This window comes from Pseudomonas sp. F-14 TE3482 (genome assembly GCF_053629455.1).
Window position 1 is genome coordinate 1,856,278 of record NZ_JBRJII010000001.1, and the last position, 15,282, is coordinate 1,871,559.

Annotated in this window: 13 protein-coding genes; 2 read left to right on the plus strand and 11 right to left on the minus strand. The window is 58.2% G+C overall.

The genetic code is table 11. The annotated features are described in order from the left end of the window. Positions 1-54 precede the first annotated feature (54 nt). Positions 55-411, plus strand: a complete 357-nt coding sequence (gene folB, locus AB7M26_RS08245) for a dihydroneopterin aldolase (RefSeq protein ID WP_123497385.1) — start codon at positions 55-57, stop codon at positions 409-411. Next, positions 402-920, plus strand: a complete 519-nt coding sequence (folK, locus tag AB7M26_RS08250; RefSeq protein ID WP_123497387.1) for a 2-amino-4-hydroxy-6-hydroxymethyldihydropteridine diphosphokinase — start codon at positions 402-404, stop codon at positions 918-920. The genes folB and folK overlap by 10 nt, the downstream gene beginning before the upstream one ends. Positions 921-1,002: 82 nt before the next feature. Here the strand turns inward: folK and AB7M26_RS08255 are convergent, their stop codons facing one another. From AB7M26_RS08255 to AB7M26_RS08305, 11 genes are all read right to left on the minus strand, one after another. Further along, positions 1,003-2,232 carry a multifunctional CCA addition/repair protein gene (locus AB7M26_RS08255; RefSeq protein ID WP_123497389.1) on the minus strand — a complete coding sequence of 410 codons (1,230 nt, stop codon included), beginning with the start codon at positions 2,230-2,232 and terminating at the stop codon, positions 1,003-1,005. Between the two features lie 64 nt (positions 2,233-2,296). After that, entirely contained in the window at positions 2,297-3,859 is a 1,563-nt protein-coding gene (locus AB7M26_RS08260) for a SpoVR family protein (protein ID WP_007904256.1), read from the minus strand. After that, complete coding sequence (locus AB7M26_RS08265; protein WP_123497391.1) at positions 3,856-5,127, minus strand: YeaH/YhbH family protein; 1,272 nt, start codon at positions 5,125-5,127, stop codon at positions 3,856-3,858. The genes AB7M26_RS08260 and AB7M26_RS08265 overlap by 4 nt, the downstream gene beginning before the upstream one ends. 202 nt (positions 5,128-5,329) lie before the next feature. Then, the gene (locus AB7M26_RS08270; RefSeq protein WP_007904259.1) at positions 5,330-7,252 is read right to left on the minus strand and encodes a PrkA family serine protein kinase; all 1,923 of its coding nucleotides are present in this window, start codon (positions 7,250-7,252) and stop codon (positions 5,330-5,332) included. A gap of 297 nt (positions 7,253-7,549) precedes the next feature. Then, complete coding sequence (gene glpE, locus AB7M26_RS08275; protein ID WP_007904261.1) at positions 7,550-7,879, minus strand: thiosulfate sulfurtransferase GlpE; 330 nt, start codon at positions 7,877-7,879, stop codon at positions 7,550-7,552. Positions 7,880-7,912: 33 nt separating this feature from the next. Next, complete coding sequence (locus tag AB7M26_RS08280; RefSeq protein ID WP_123497393.1) at positions 7,913-8,794, minus strand: symmetrical bis(5'-nucleosyl)-tetraphosphatase; 882 nt, start codon at positions 8,792-8,794, stop codon at positions 7,913-7,915. After that, the gene (gene apaG / locus AB7M26_RS08285) at positions 8,794-9,174 is read right to left on the minus strand and encodes a Co2+/Mg2+ efflux protein ApaG (RefSeq protein ID WP_123497395.1); all 381 of its coding nucleotides are present in this window, start codon (positions 9,172-9,174) and stop codon (positions 8,794-8,796) included. Before apaG ends, AB7M26_RS08280 begins: the two co-directional genes overlap by 1 nt. A 115-nt stretch (positions 9,175-9,289) precedes the next feature. Beyond that, a complete protein-coding gene (rsmA, locus tag AB7M26_RS08290; RefSeq protein ID WP_008067426.1) occupies positions 9,290-10,108 on the minus strand; it encodes a 16S rRNA (adenine(1518)-N(6)/adenine(1519)-N(6))-dimethyltransferase RsmA in 819 nt (272 codons plus the stop codon). Beyond that, positions 10,105-11,094 carry a 4-hydroxythreonine-4-phosphate dehydrogenase PdxA gene (gene pdxA / locus AB7M26_RS08295; protein ID WP_123497396.1) on the minus strand — a complete coding sequence of 330 codons (990 nt, stop codon included), beginning with the start codon at positions 11,092-11,094 and terminating at the stop codon, positions 10,105-10,107. The genes rsmA and pdxA overlap by 4 nt, the downstream gene beginning before the upstream one ends. After that, complete coding sequence (gene surA / locus AB7M26_RS08300) at positions 11,091-12,407, minus strand: peptidylprolyl isomerase SurA (protein ID WP_148050140.1); 1,317 nt, start codon at positions 12,405-12,407, stop codon at positions 11,091-11,093. The genes pdxA and surA overlap by 4 nt, the downstream gene beginning before the upstream one ends. Further along, positions 12,388-15,201 carry an LPS-assembly protein LptD gene (locus tag AB7M26_RS08305; protein ID WP_123497398.1) on the minus strand — a complete coding sequence of 938 codons (2,814 nt, stop codon included), beginning with the start codon at positions 15,199-15,201 and terminating at the stop codon, positions 12,388-12,390. The genes surA and AB7M26_RS08305 overlap by 20 nt, the downstream gene beginning before the upstream one ends. Positions 15,202-15,282 lie beyond the last annotated feature (81 nt).

Genomic DNA, 15,282 nt, shown 5'->3' on the forward strand with positions numbered 1-15,282 from the left:
ACGCCCTGATTCTAACGGCGCATTGCGCCCTTGTCGTGCAGTGGAGAGAAGTGCTTGGACAGAGTGTTTATCGAGGGCCTGGAAGTCGACACCGTCATCGGTGCCTACGACTGGGAACGAGGCATCCGACAGTGTCTGCGACTTGATCTGAGCTTCGCCTGGGACAATCGTCCGGCCGCCGCCGGTGATGACCTGGCCCTGGCGCTCGACTACGCGAGCGTTTCGTCGCGCATTCAGGCGTTTGCCGAGCAGGCGCAGTTCCTGCTGGTGGAGACCTTTGCCGAGCGTCTGGCGCAAGTGCTGATGAGCGAATTCAAGATCACCTGGATGCGCCTCAAACTGACCAAGCCAGGTGCCATCCCGGCTGCCACGGGTGGTGTGGGCGTGGAGATCGAGCGCGGATGTCGCTGACTCAGGTATACCTCGGGCTCGGGAGCAATATCGAGCGCGAAGCCCATTTGCAGGCAGGCCTGGACGCCCTGGCGGGTTTCCTGGTGGATATGCGCTGCTCGGCGGTATTCGAAAGCCGGCCGGTGGGGATCAAGAGCGGGCCGTTTTTTAACTTTGTGGTCTCGGCCTTCACCGATCTGCCGCTGATGGAGCTCGATCGACGGTTGAAATTCATCGAGGCGGATAACGGCCGTTACGCGCCGGACCGCAAAGGCTTGCCGCTGGATATCGACGTGCTGCTGTTTGGCGACCTGGTGGGCAACTTCGATGGTTTGATCTTGCCGCGGGCAGAGATTCTGAAAAATGCCTTCGTGCTGTGGCCGTTGTCGCTGATTGCACCGGATCGTGTGCATCCGGGCGTAGGCAAAAGCTTTGCGGCTTTGTGGGATGAGGCGCAGATCGATCAGGTGTTGGCGCCGGTGGCTTTCGAGTGGCGCGGCGAGCAGTTGACTCCCTTGAATCTGCTGTGATCTTGCTGACGTCTTCGCGGGCAAGCCCGCTCCCACAGGACTTTCACCATACCTGTGGGAGCGGGCTTGCCCGCGATGCTTTTCAAGCAGGCGCCACCGCTTTGTAAGCCTTCAACGCCTTGAGGCGCTCGCTCTTGATCGCCTCGCCCAATTCCGGCCCCTTGAATCCCTTTTCCAGCAATGGCTGAACGGCAACACTTCGCGCTGCAGTTGCCGCGCCCCGTAGATAATCCGCCTGTGGATAACTTCTCTGCTCCAGGCCTTTACGCCCTCGAGCGTCCATTTCGCACGCCGCGATAAATTCCTCAAAGCGCTGAGGTCGACGATAGACGTCGAAACTCTGCAGCAACTCCAGCAAGGTCGACGGTTTCAGCTCCAGAGCACGATGGCCATGGGTGTGATACTTGCCCACTAGCAGCGCCAGCTCCTGACAGTCTTTCGGTGCCTTGAAGCGCTCATTGACCGCTTTGATCAGCTTCAGGCCTTTGTGCTCGTGGGCTATGTGGCGGGGCCATTCTTCCTCGGGCGTCAAACCTTTGCCCAGGTCATGCAGCAAGCAGGCCCAGCGTACAGTCAGCGGTTGTTTGTGTAGCGCCGCTTGCTCCAGCACGCTCAGGGTATGCACGCCCGTGTCGATTTCCGGGTGATGGGCTTCGGGTTGCGGTACACCGAACAGCGCGTCGACTTCCGGCATCAGTACTTTGAGCGCGCCGCACTCGCGCAACACCTCGATGAAGACTTGGGGTTGGTCTTCCATCAGCGCGCGGGCGATTTCTTTCCAACTGCGTTCGGGCGTCAACGCCTCCAATTCACCGGATTCGCTGAGTTGACGCATCAGCTCCAATGTCTCGGGGGCGACGGTGAAACCCAGTTCCGCATAACGCGCGGCAAAGCGGGCAACGCGCAAAACACGGAGCGGATCTTCGGCGAACGCGGGGGAAACGTGACGCAGCAAGCGAGCCTCGAGGTCCCGTTGACCGTGGTAAGGGTCGGTCAGGTTCTGTTGATCGTCCTCGGCCATGGCGTTGATCGTCAGGTCGCGGCGAATCAGATCTTCTTCGAGGGTGACATCAGGGCTGGCGTGAAAGATGAAGCCGCCGTAGCCGCGCCCGTTTTTGCGTTCGGTGCGGGCGAGGGCGTATTCCTCACCGCTTTTGGGGTGAAGAAAAACCGGGAAGTCCGCGCCCACCGGACGAAAGCCCTTGGCGAGCATTTCTTCGGTGGTGGCGCCTACAACGACCCAGTCGATATCGGTGACAGGTTTGCCCAGCAGGCGATCGCGGACCGCACCGCCGACTTTATAAATCTGCATAAAAAACCTCCGTTAGCCCGACAGAATAACCTTTGCGTCGAACTTCCGGAGGCAGAAAACAGGATCAAAGATGAATGACTGCCAAGTCCAGCCGGCCGTAATCCCCCTCGCCATGCTCGCTTCTGGGCGGAACATGGTGGGTTTTCATCACCTGATCCCCTTGCAGGGTTTCCAGGTGGATGTCGAAGCCCCAGAGGCGGTGCAGGTGCTTGAGCACTTCATCAGTGGAATCGCCCAGCGGTTTGCGGTCGTGTTGTTGGTGGCGCAAGGTCAGGGAGCGGTCGCCACGTCGGTCGATGCTGTAGATCTGTATGTTGGGTTCGCGATTGCCCAGGTTGTATTGCGCCGCCAGGGTTTCACGAATGGTTCGATAGCCGTCTTCATCGTGTATCGCCGGAACCAGCAGATCGTCCTTCTGATCGTCATCGAGGATGCTGAACAGCTTGAGGTCGCGGATCACCTTGGGTGACAGGTACTGCAGGATGAAACTCTCGTCCTTGAAGCTGCTCATGGCGAATTTGATGCTGGACAGCCAGTCGGTGCCGGCGATTTCCGGAAACCAGCGATAGTCCTCTTCGGTGGGGTGTTCGCATATCCGGCGGATATCGCGATACATGGCAAAACCCAGGGTGTAGGGGTTGATGCCGCTGTAATAGGGGCTGTCGAAACCGGGCTGGAAGACCACGCTGGTATGGGACGTCAGGAACTCCATCATGAAACCATCGGTGACCAGGCCTTCGTCGTACAGGTCGTTCATCAGCGTGTAATGCCAGAAGGTGGCCCAGCCTTCGTTCATGACCTGGGTTTGGCGCTGTGGATAAAAATACTGGGCGATCTTGCGTACGATCCGCACGATTTCGCGCTGCCAGGGCTCCAACAACGGCGCGTGTTTTTCGATGAAATACAGGATGTTTTCCTGAGGTTCGGCGGGGAAGCGTGCGTTGTCCTTGTCGCTGTACTTGTCCGCGCCTTTTGGAATGGTCCGCCACAAATCGTTGATCTGCTTCTGCAGATGCTCTTCCCGATCCTTCTGCCGACGGCGTTCTTCTTCGGCGGAAATCGGATACGGGCGTTTGTACCGGTCGACCCCGTAATTCATCAGCGCATGGCAGGAGTCGAGCAAGTCCTCTACCGCGTCGATGCCGTGGCGTTCTTCGCACTGCATGATGTACTGCTTGGCGAACACCAGGTAATCGATGATCGAACTGGCATCGGTCCAGGTGCGGAACAAGTAGTTGCCTTTGAAGAAACTGTTATGGCCATAGCAGGCGTGAGCCACCACCAGCGCCTGCATGCAGATGGTGTTTTCTTCCATCAGATAGGCGATGCAGGGATCCGAGTTGATCACAATCTCGTAGGCCAGCCCCATCTGGCCGCGACTGTAGGATTTTTCGGTGCTGAGGAAGTGTTTGCCATAGGACCAATGGTGATAACCCAGGGGCATACCGACAGAGGCATAGGCGTCCATCATCTGCTCGGCGGTGATCACTTCGATCTGGTTTGGATACGTATCCAGCGCGTAGCGGGCCGCGAGACGACTGATTTCGCGGTCGTAGGCCTGGATCAGCTCGAATGTCCATTCGGAGCCGGTGGAAATGGGTTGGCGCTTCTGCTCTTTGGCGGTCATGTCACTAACCTGCGCTGGAAGAGTTCACGAAAGACCGGATAGATATCCCCGGCCGAGACCAGTTGCTGCTGGGCAAAAGTGTCAGAGAAGGCTTCGGCGATGCGTTCGTACTCGAACCACAAGGCCTGGTGTTCGCGCGGGGTAATCTCAACATAAGTGTAGTACTGCACGAACGGCATGATCTGATTGATCAGGATGTCGCGGCAGATCGGCGAATCGTCATTCCAGTTGTCACCGTCGGACGCCTGGGCGGCATAGATATTCCATTCGTTGCTCGGATAACGCTCGGCCATGATCTCTTGCATCAGTTTCAGGGCGCTGGAGACAATGGTGCCGCCGGTTTCCCGGGAATAGAAAAACTCCTCCTCATCTACTTCACGGGCGCTGGTGTGGTGGCGGATGAACACGACGTCGATTTTGTCGTAGTTGCGCTTGAGGAACAGGTACAGCAGGATGAAGAAGCGTTTGGCGATGTCCTTGGTCGCCTGGGTCATGGAGCCGGACACATCCATCAGGCAGAACATTACGGCTTTGGAGCTGGGGTTCGGCTGCTTGATCAGCAGGTTGTACTTGAGGTCGAAGGTGTCGAGAAACGGCACTCGGTGAATGCGTGCGCTGAGCTTCTCGATTTCTGCTTCGAGATTCTGGATATCGCCGAAGTTGTCCGGTTCTTCCCGTTTAAGTCGCAGCAGTTCCTCTTTGACTTCGCGCAATTTCGCCCGGCTGCTGCCGGACAAGGCGATGCGTCGGGCATGGGCCGAACGCAGCGTGCGGATAATGTTGATCCGTGACGGGTTGCCCTCGTTGCTGATACCGGCGCGTACGGTCTTGAAGGTGTCGGTGCCGGTCAGGTGGCGTTTTACCAGGTTAGGCAGTTCAAGGTCCTCGAACATGAATTCGAGGAATTCCTCCTGGGTAATCTGGAAGACGAACTCGTCCATCCCTTCACCCGTGTTACCGGCCTTGCCGGGGCCTCTGCCGCCGCCACCTCCTGGCGGGCGGGCAATGTGCTCGCCGCTGGTGAATTCCTTGTTGCCGGGGTGCACGATGGTTTGCTTGCCGCCGCGACCGTGGTGAAGCACCGGCTCGTCGATGTCGCGGCCGGGAATGCTGATCTGCTCGCCGTGTTCCATATCGGTAATGGAGCGCCGGCTGACCGCCTCTTCGACGGCCTTTTTGATGTGATCACGGTAGCGCCGCAGAAACCGCTGGCGGTTCACCGTGCTCTTGTTCTTGCCATTGAGACGTCGGTCGATCACATAGCTCATGACTGCTCCTTAGAAGCTGTCCTGAAAGGGGCGAGCGTTAACGCAGCATAAGGCCAGTGCCGGAGGGTGTACACGCTCCCCTCAAGCGCTTTGATGCTGCCTGAACCTCGCTACCGCATTTCGGACACCTCCAGAGGCCTGTGTAACAGAAAAAGCGTAAACAGGCCTCGGGCTAACGACAACCGGTCTGACCGGCAGCGGGTTACTGTGATTTTCTGACCCGCAAGTACCACTCAGACAGCAGTCGTACCTGTTTGTCGGTGTAGCCCCGCTCGACCATCCGTGTGACGAAGTCGTTGTGCTTCTGCTGGTCCTCTTTGCTGGCCTTGGCGTTGAAGCTGATGACCGGCAGCAAATCCTCGGTGTTGGAGAACATTTTCTTCTCGATGACCACCCGCAGTTTTTCGTAGCTGAGCCAGGTTGGGTTCTTGCCGTTGTTATTGGCTCGGGCGCGCAGTACGAAGTTGACGATTTCGTTGCGGAAATCCTTCGGATTGCTGATGCCAGCCGGTTTTTCGATCTTCTCCAGTTCTTCGTTCAGGGCTACGCGGTTGAGGATCTCGCCGGTTTCCGGATCGCGGTATTCCTGATCCTGAATCCAGAAGTCGGCGTACAGCACGTAGCGATCGAAGATGTTCTGACCGTACTCGCTGTAAGACTCGAGGTAGGCAGTCTGAATCTCCTTGCCGATGAATTCGATATAACGCGGCGCCAGGTACTCTTTCAGGAAGCGCAGATAGCGTTCCCGGGTCTCGGCCTGGAACTGTTCCTGTTCGATCTGCTGTTCCAGCACGTAGAGCAGGTGTACCGGGTTGGCAGCGATTTCGTGCGGATCGAAGTTGAAGACCTTCGACAGAATCTTGAAGGCGAAGCGGGTCGACAGACCGTTCATGCCTTCGTCGACACCCGCTGCGTCGCGGTATTCCTGGATCGACTTGGCCTTCGGATCGGTGTCCTTGAGGTTTTCGCCGTCATACACGCGCATCTTGGAATAGATGTTGGAGTTTTCCGGCTCCTTGAGGCGCGAGAGTACGGTGAACTGCGCGAGCATTTTCAGCGTGTCGGGCGCGCAATGGGCCTTGGCCAGCGAGCTGTTGAACAGGAGCTTGTCGTAGATCTTCACCTCGTCGCTGACGCGCAGGCAGTACGGCACTTTGACGATATAGATCCGGTCGATGAAGGCTTCATTGTTCTTGTTGTTGCGGAAGGTGTGCCATTCCGATTCGTTGGAGTGAGCCAGCAGGATCCCGGTAAACGGAATCGCCCCCAAACCTTCGGTGCTGTTGTAGTTGCCTTCCTGGGTGGCCGTCAGCAATGGGTGCAGCACCTTGATCGGTGCCTTGAACATTTCGACGAACTCCATCAAGCCCTGGTTGGCCCGGCACAGTGCGCCCGAGTAGCTGTAGGCATCGGCGTCGTTCTGCGGGAACTCTTCCAGTTTGCGAATATCGACCTTACCCACCAGTGCCGAGATGTCCTGGTTGTTTTCATCTCCCGGCTCGGTTTTCGCGACTGCGATCTGGTTGAGGATCGACGGATAGAGTTTCACCACGCGGAACTGGCTGATGTCGCCGCCGAATTCGGCCAGACGCTTGGTGGCCCATGGCGACATGATGGTATTGAGATAGCGCCGGGGAATGCCGAAGTCTTCCTCGAGGATCGCGCCATCTTCGGTGGCGTTGAACAGACCCAAAGGCGACTCGAAAACCGGCGAGCCCTTGATTGCGTAGAAGGGCACTTTCTCGATCAGTTGTTTGAGCTTTTCGGCCAGGGACGACTTACCGCCACCGACAGGGCCGAGCAGGTAGAGGATCTGTTTCTTCTCTTCCAGACCCTGGGCTGCATGGCGGAAATACGACACGATCTGGTCGATGCATTCTTCCATCCCGTGGAAGTCTTCAAAGGCCGGATAGCGGCGGATCACCTTGTTGGAAAAGATTCGCGACAGCCTCGAATTGGTCGAGGTGTCGAGCAGCTCCGGTTCTCCGATGGCCAGCAAGAGACGCTCGGCGGCGGAAACGTAGGCGCTGCGGTCCTTTTTGCACAGCTCCAGGTACTCCTGCAGAGAGAGTTCTTCCTGGCGCGTGGACTCGAAGCGTTGTTGGAAGTGGCTAAAGATACTCATGACGTCACCTCGCTCGATACGTGGAGCCGACGCCGGATCACTCAGTCGATGCTGGCAGCAACCGAACAGGCAGTTGCTGTTTACCCCCCAGAACTCTCCCGGAGCTGACGACTCCGAAAGCTACTCCCGATGACCCGCGCGCCGGTGTACCGGCTCTCCCCTGTTTTGGATGGCCTGCGCTTAAGGATAGTTGGGAATTCGGAAGGTAAATGCAAGATGCGTAATAAGTTGTGGCAGACCGTTCGTCTGTCACCGCGCTAGCCCGCGGGGACCGGGGCTTGCGCGCATTGAAAAAAATTATTCGGAAGTGCCTTGCGCCGTTTCCGAAGGATAGGTCGTACGCCACAACTCGAAACCGCCATCCATGCTATAGACGTCGGAGAAGCCTTGGCTGACTAGATAGGCAGCCGCGCCCTGGCTGGAATTGCCGTGATAGCAGACCACTACCGTCGGCGCGTCCAGGTCAGCGCCCTGAATGAAAGCATGCAGAGAATGATTGTCCAGATGCTTCGAACCGGCGATGTGCAGTGCGGCAAACGTTGCCGGGTCACGGACATCGACCACCACCGCGCCTTGTTCGCGCAGGGCCTGGGCCTGTTCTGGGGGGATACGTTTGAATTCGCTCATGGCGGGCTCCTGTGGCTCGGCTGAAAGCGCAGTCTAGCGCGGGGCGCTGGCTGACGTTTGTTCGGGGATAGAAGCGGCGACTGGCGGCCGGGTATTACCTCGGGCGTCGCATTTACATTGCAGGCGCTCACCGGTGTCGACGTTCATCAGGGTCATGGCGCCACCCCAGACGCAACCGGTGTCGAGCGCAAACAGACCTGGCTCGTTGCACTGGCCTTCGAGCGCCGCCCAATGGCCGAAGATGATCTTCAGGCCTTTGGTCTTGCGCTCCTTGTGGGCAAACCATGGCGCATAACCCGGCGGCGCGGTGTCGATGCCTTCCTTGCCCTTGAGGTCGAGTTTGCCGTCGCTGGTGCAAAAACGCATCCGGGTGAAATAGTTGGTGATGACTCTCAGGCGAGCCGCGCCTTTGAGGTCGTTGTCCCATTTCACCGGCTCATTGCCGTACATGCCGTCAAGGTAAGGCGCGAAGCGATTGTCATCGTGCAGGGCGTCTTCGACTTCGGCGGCGCACTTCAAGGCTTTGCGCAGCGACCATTGAGGCGGAATGCCGGCATGGACCAGTGCGATATCGCGCTGCTCGTCGTAATGCATGAGCTTTTGTTGCCGAACCCACTCCAGCAGCTCCCCGCAATCGGGTGCTTCAAGAATCTCGCGAAGCGTGTCGGCCTTCTTCAGGCGTTCGATGTTTTGCCCGACCGCCAGCAAGTGCAGGTCATGGTTGCCGAGTACGCACACCAGCGATTCGCGGATGCTATAAAGGAAGCGCAAGGTCTCCAGCGACTGCGGACCACGGTTGATGAGATCACCCACCAGCCACAAGCGATCCTTTGCCGGGTCGAAAGCGACTTGCTTGAGCAGGCATTGCAGCGGCTCAAGGCAGCCTTGCAAATCGCCGACGGCATACGTCGCCATCAGTGCAGGGCTCCGGGTACTGCCAGGCGAAACGGAGCGATGACGGCATCGAAGTGTTTACCGTCGTCGGCGACCATCTCATAAGTGCCCTGCATCGTACCGACTTTGGACGTCATGACAGTGCCGCTGCTGTAGGTGTGGCTCTTGCCCACGTCGATCAACGGCTGTTGGCCGACGACGCCTGCACCACGAACCTCCTCGACATGCCCGTCCCCGTCGGTGATCACCCAATGCCGCGACAGCAGCTTGGCCGGTAACTCGCCATTGTTCTGCACGGTGATGGTGTAGGCGAAGGCAAAGCGATTTTGCTCGGGTTGCGATTGTTCTGCCAGATAGCGGGTGACGACGCTGACGTCGACCTGATAACGAGGATCGGACATGCAAAAGGCCTTAGAAACGAAGCGGGACGCGGGGCATAGCTGATAGAACTCAGTCTAGGCCAAGTATCGGGTAGTAAACCAGAGTGGCGTCCTACCCGATAGCGCTCATCGCCTTTCAGTCGGTGGCAGGCTTGTGTAGGACTTGTTCGCTGAGCTTGTCGGCCAGGCGAACGAAGGCCGCCAGATCGAGCTGCTCGGGGCGTAGGCTGCCATCGACGCCGGCGGCTTCGATTTCAGCGTTGCTCAGCAACAATTTCAGCGTGTTGCGCAGGGTTTTACGGCGCTGGTTGAAGGCTTCGCGCACGACGCGTTCCAGCAGTTTGTGATCTTTGGCTGGATGCGGCAGTACCGCGTGAGGCACCAGGCGCACGATGGCCGAGTCGACTTTCGGCGGCGGATTGAATGCGCCCGGGCCGACGTTGAATAGATGTTCGACCCGGCAATGGTACTGAACCATGATCGACAGGCGACCCCAGTCACCGCCACCAGGCCCCGCCGCCAGACGTTCGACCACTTCTTTTTGCAGCATGAAGTGCATGTCACGAATCAGGCTTGCGTTGTGCAGCAGATGAAAAATCAGCGGCGTAGAGATGTTGTACGGCAGGTTGCCGACCACTCGCAGGCTGTTCGGCGCGGCGTTCAGGCTGTTGAAGTCGAACTTCAGCGCGTCACCCTGATGCAGGTGGAAATTGCTCTTGCTGGCGAACTGCTGGTTGAGGATCGGGATCAGGTCCTTGTCCAGCTCCACCACGTCCAGTTGGGCGCCGCTGTTGAGCAGGCCTTCGGTCAATGCGCCCTGGCCCGGGCCGATTTCCAGCAGACGGTCTTCGGGTTTGGCGTGAATGGAACGCAGGATGCGATCGATAACGCCGGCATCGTGCAGGAAGTTCTGGCCGAAGCGCTTGCGCGCCCGGTGTTGGTAATGCTCGGTCATAAACGGGTCTCGGCCATCTGATAGGCGGTTTCCAGGGCGACTTGCAGGCTGCCGGTATCAATTTTGCCGCTGCCGGCCAGATCCAGGGCGGTGCCATGGTCGACCGAAGTGCGGATGATCGGCAAGCCAAGGGTCACGTTGACTGCCGCGCCGAAGCCTTTGTATTTCAGCACGGGCAGGCCCTGGTCGTGGTACATCGCCAGCACCGCGTCGCAGTGCTCCAGATATTTGGGGGTAAACAGAGTGTCGGCGGGCAGGGGGCCGCGAAGGTCCATGCCCTCGCCGCGCAGGCGCTCTAATGTGGGTTCGATGATGTCGATTTCTTCATGGCCCAGGTGACCGCCTTCACCGGCATGCGGGTTGAGACCGCAAACCAGGATGCGTGGCTGGGCGATGCCGAATTTTTCTTGCAGGTCGGCGTACAGGATCCGCGTGACCCGTTCCAGACGCTCCGGCGTGATTGCATCAGCAATCTCGCGAAGGGGCAGGTGAGTAGTAACCAGCGCTACGCGCAAGCCGCGGGTGGCGAGCATCATCACCACTTGCGCGGTATGAGTCAGGTCAGCGAGAAATTCCGTGTGCCCGGAAAAGGCGATTCCGGATTCATTGATCACGCCTTTGTGCACTGGGGCGGTGATCATGCCGGCGAAATGCCCGTCCAGGCAGCCCTGGCCAGCACGCGTCAGGGTTTCCAGAACGAAAGCCGCATTGGCTTTGTCCAGTTGCCCGGCGATGACCTTGGTGTTAAGCGGCGTATCCCACACATACAGGCTGTTGGCCGGTGCGGGAGCATCCGGCCAGCTGTCCGGCGTTACCGACAGCAGATCAACAACCACGCCCAACTGCGCGGCCCGCTCGATGAGCAGGTCGCGGCTGGTAATGGCAATCAGGGGGTATGGCTGAGCTTGCGAGGCGAGCAGCAGGCACAGGTCGGGACCTATGCCGGCCGGTTCGCCGGGGGTCAACGCGAAACGCTTGGGTTTCACTGCGTTGCCTGGTCTGCACCAGGAAGCTTGATTTCTACATACGCTTCGTCACGGATCTGACGCAGCCAGGTTTGCAGCTCTTCATCGTATTTGCGGTTACGCAGTACGGTCATCGCTTGTTGTTCACGAGCCTGGCTGGTGCTGTCCGTGGCGCGGCGGCCCAGGACTTCCAGTACGTGCCAGCCATATTGAGTCTGGAATGGCTTGGACAGCTGACCTTGTGGGGTCTTGGCCATCACTTCGCGGAATTCAGGCACCAGTGCATTCGGGTCGATCCAGTTCAGGTCGCCACCGTTGAGGGCGGAACCCGGATCTTCCGAGAAGCTTTTCGCCAGCTCGCCGAAATCTTCGCCCGCTTCGATACGGGAATAGAGCGAATCAGCCAGAGCCTTGGTTTTTGCTTCGTCGCGGATCGGGCTTGGTTTGACCAGGATGTGACGCACATGCACTTCGTCACGCACCTGGGCTTCGCCGCCACGCTTGTCGAGGATCTTCAGAATGATGAAGCCGCCCGGGGTACGCATAGGCTGGGTAATGTTGCCAACAGCCATGGTGCTCAGCAGGCGATCGAACGGAGGTGGCAGTTGAGCAGCTTTACGCCAGCCCATGTCGCCGCCTTCCAGTGCGGTTTCGCTGGCGGATTTGGCGATTGCCAACTGACCGAAGTCAGCGCCTTGCTTGAGTTGCTGGTAAACCGCGTCGGCTTGTTTGGCTGCATTCTGAATCGCGTCGGAGTTGGCGCTTTCCGGCGTAGGAATCAGGATGTTGGCCAGACGGAACTCTTCGGACAGCTGCATCTTGCCCAGGTCGGACGCCAGGAAGTTCTTCACCTCCTGCTCGGACACCTGGATGCGTTCAGCTACACGGCGCTGACGCACACGGCTGATGATCATTTCGCGGCGGATCTGGTCACGAGCGTCGTCATAAGACAGGCCGTCGCGAGACAAAGCGGAGCGGAATTGTTCAATCGACATGTTGTTGCGCTGGGCAATGGTGCCGACAGCCTGGTTCAGTTCTTCATCGGTAATGCGAATGCCGGAACGCTCGCCGATCTGCAGTTGCAGGTTTTCGACGATCAGACGCTCGAGCACCTGCTGATCCAGCACGCCGGCAGGCGGTACGGCAGCCCCGCGTTTGGCGATGGTTTGCTGAACTTCGTGAACACGCTGGTCCAGTTGGCTCTGCATGACCACGTCATTGTCGACGATAGCCACCACTTTATCGATGGACTGTACCGCGGCGTTGGCCGCGGTACCCAGGAACAGCGCGCCCAGCATCAGCGGGCGCAGACAATCAGAAAGCTTGGTCTTCACGTTCACGATAACCTTGGATGCCTTTGTCGAGGAAGCTCTCTACCTTGGCGCCAGTGAGGCCGCCGAGTCCCTTCAGAACAATTTGGAGGAAGACGCCGTGGTCGCCTTTTTCGTTTTCCGGGGCGTTCTGACTGAACTCGTCATAGCTGACCCAGTAACGGTTGATCAGGCGCAATTTCCAGCAGCAGTTGTCGTATTCGAAACCACCGAAGGCTTCCAGAGTACGGTTGCGGTTGTAGTCATACTGCCAGCGGCTGATGGCGTTCCACTGCGGCACGATCGGCCAGATCACCGAGAAGTCGTGCTGCTTGATCTTGTAGTAGTCCTTCACATAGCCAGGAGTGCCCGGAGTACCGTAGTCACCGCCGCCTACCGACCATTTACCGGTGTTCTGGTCATAACGGACCTGGTCATTGCGATAGCGATAACCGGCGTTGATGACCTTGTTCGGGTTGTCTTCAGGCTGGTAGTGGAACATCGCGCTGCCCGAGCGAGGGCTGCGGCTGTCCGGGTCCCAGTTGTAATCGGCGGTGGTGCGCCAATCGCGGTTCCAGCGGTATTCGTATTCCAGCGCATAAGGCGAAACACTGGATTTTGCATCGTCGCGGGTTTTCGCATCGATACCTGGCAACTGTACTTCGCGGTCCTTGAAGTACAAGGCCTGGCCGACGCTGATGCGTTGACGTTCGAAGCCGTTATCTTCAATCCAGCGGTTGGTCACGCCCAGCGACAGCTTGTTCTCGTCGCCGACACGGTCGGAGCCGGAGAAGCGGTTGTCGCGGAACAGCGAGGCGTAGTTGAAGGTGTATTCGCCTGTATCGAATACCGGAATGTCTTCCTGGTCTTCCTCAGGTACATAGAGGTAAAACAGGCGAGGCTCCAGGGTTTGGCGATAGTTTTTGCCGAACCATTGGGTATTGCGATCGAAGTACAGGCCGCTGTCTATGCTCGCGATCGGTACGCCGCGATTTTGGTTGCTGCCGAATTCACCACCGATGTAATCGGTACCAGCGGCCGCTGCTGCGTTTTGTTGAGCAACGATTTGATTTTTGCCAGTGCCGTCCAGATCCAGTTGGTACTGGGTGTACTGATACTTGAGCGATGGCTTCAGGAAACCGTAGGTCCAGTTCAAGGGCAGGCTGACACCCGGCTTGAGATTCAAACGGTCGCCATTAGCGCGAGCCAGGCCGGTCACGTTGTTATCAAGTCGCGGTTCGACGGTGCCATCTTCGTTTACGAAGTTGCCATTTTCCAAGTCACGGTCGAATCGGACGATTTCAGTCTCGTAATCGAAATCCAGACCTTCCGGATGATACGGCAGCTGCCCGTTGAAGGTGATCTGCGGCAAACGATCATAAGGCGTGATGTTCGAAACGGTCGCCAGCTGATAAGCCTGGGCATTCAAACGAGCGGTGTAGCTGTCGCCACGATAGGTGACAGAACCTTGCTGATTCACGAAATCGGCACTTTTCACACCAATCTGATCAGTCTGCAAATCCTGGAAGTAATACGGATCGCTGATCTTGGTGTAATCGACCTGAGTCAATACGCGCGAGTCCAGGCCACCCTTGTGCTGCCAGTTGTACATGTAGCGGGTTTTTTCGTAGTCAGTCTGCAGCTTGCGATCGTCGTTCTCGTCGTTGAGGTACGCGGCGCCGAACTGACCTTCGCTGGACTTGGTCAGGTAGCGGAACTCGCCTTCCATCAACAGGCCACGCTTGCTCATATAGCGCGGGTACAACGTGGCATCGTAGTTCGGTGCCAGGTTGAAGTAGTACGGGGTGACCAGCAGGAAGCCGGTATCACTGCCGGTGCCAATGGTCGGTGGCAGGAAGCCGGACTGACGACGGTCGTCGATCGGGAAGTAGATGTACGGCGTGTACAGAACCGGAATGTCCTTGACTCGCAGCGTCACGTTGGTCGCAGTACCGAAACCGGTCGCCGGGTTCAAGGTGATGTTGTTGCCCTTGAGCTGCCAGGCGTTGCTGTCCGGTTCGCACGTGGTGTACGTACCGTCCTTGAGGCGGATGATCGCGTTCTCGGCCCGTTTGGCATATAGCGCGTTACCGCGGATACGCGATTTGTGCATCACGTATTCGGCGTTGTCGACTTTGGCTTCACCCGTGTCGAGCTGCACGTCGGCGTGGTCGCCCACGATCAGTGCGCCGTTGTCGCGAACACGCACGTTGCCGCTCAGTTCGCCACGGCTCTCGGCCTGGTACAGGTTCGCTTCGTCGGCTTCTACCTGCATGCTGCCCTGACGCATAACGACGTCACCGGCCAGAGTAGCGACCTGCTCATCCTGCTTATAGCGAGAGGCTTTGGCACCGAGAAAGGTCGGAGCGTCACTTTTACTCGTCTTGTCATTCATGCCAGGACGAATCGGTTCGATATAGGAACCAGAGCAGTAAGGACCGGTTTCGGCCAATTGTGCTGCAGTGAGCTTTTCCCGTGGAACCCAGTCGAGGTGGCTGTAGTCTTCACTACGCGACTTCAAACCGCGACCCTTGGACTCCGTAACCAGCACGGGTTTGGTGCCGGTATCTGCGCTGGAGCCGGTGTCTGCCGCAGCTTCGCCAGTGGCGGAAACTGCGCTGCCATCATGGACGGGGCGTGGCGGCAATGCAGCAGCCGGTGCCTTTGGCGCACAGTCCCAGGCACCCGAAGCAGAGACTGAGCAGTCATACTGTTCCGCAGCGACCACGAACGAAGTGGCTAGAGGTTGCAGGGCCAGCAGACTGCCGGTAACCAACAACGGAAATTTTTTACGAAACGCGGGGGATTTCAATGCCATCTTATTAGTCCGGGCTTCCTGCGTGCCATCTGCCCGCGGTGTGGGCCGCACGCCTCTCGATGGTCTGAAAAAGATGCTGGA

What these genes read in the sequence shown, in the direction of transcription:
- apaG (WP_123497395.1), bottom strand. Translation starts at nt 9,174, where the DNA reads ATGTCCGATCCTCGTTATCAGGTCGACGTCAGCGTCGTCACCCGCTAT.
- AB7M26_RS08265 (WP_123497391.1), bottom strand. Translation starts at nt 5,127, where the DNA reads ATGAGCTATGTGATCGACCGACGTCTCAATGGCAAGAACAAGAGCACG.
- glpE (WP_007904261.1), bottom strand. Translation starts at nt 7,879, where the DNA reads ATGAGCGAATTCAAACGTATCCCCCCAGAACAGGCCCAGGCCCTGCGC.
- rsmA (WP_008067426.1), bottom strand. Translation starts at nt 10,108, where the DNA reads ATGACCGAGCATTACCAACACCGGGCGCGCAAGCGCTTCGGCCAGAAC.
- AB7M26_RS08305 (WP_123497398.1), bottom strand. Translation starts at nt 15,201, where the DNA reads ATGGCATTGAAATCCCCCGCGTTTCGTAAAAAATTTCCGTTGTTGGTT.
- AB7M26_RS08260 (WP_007904256.1), bottom strand. Translation starts at nt 3,859, where the DNA reads ATGACCGCCAAAGAGCAGAAGCGCCAACCCATTTCCACCGGCTCCGAA.
- AB7M26_RS08270 (WP_007904259.1), bottom strand. Translation starts at nt 7,252, where the DNA reads ATGAGTATCTTTAGCCACTTCCAACAACGCTTCGAGTCCACGCGCCAG.
- AB7M26_RS08255 (WP_123497389.1), bottom strand. Translation starts at nt 2,232, where the DNA reads ATGCAGATTTATAAAGTCGGCGGTGCGGTCCGCGATCGCCTGCTGGGC.
- AB7M26_RS08280 (WP_123497393.1), bottom strand. Translation starts at nt 8,794, where the DNA reads ATGGCGACGTATGCCGTCGGCGATTTGCAAGGCTGCCTTGAGCCGCTG.
- folK (WP_123497387.1), top strand. Translation starts at nt 402, where the DNA reads ATGTCGCTGACTCAGGTATACCTCGGGCTCGGGAGCAATATCGAGCGC.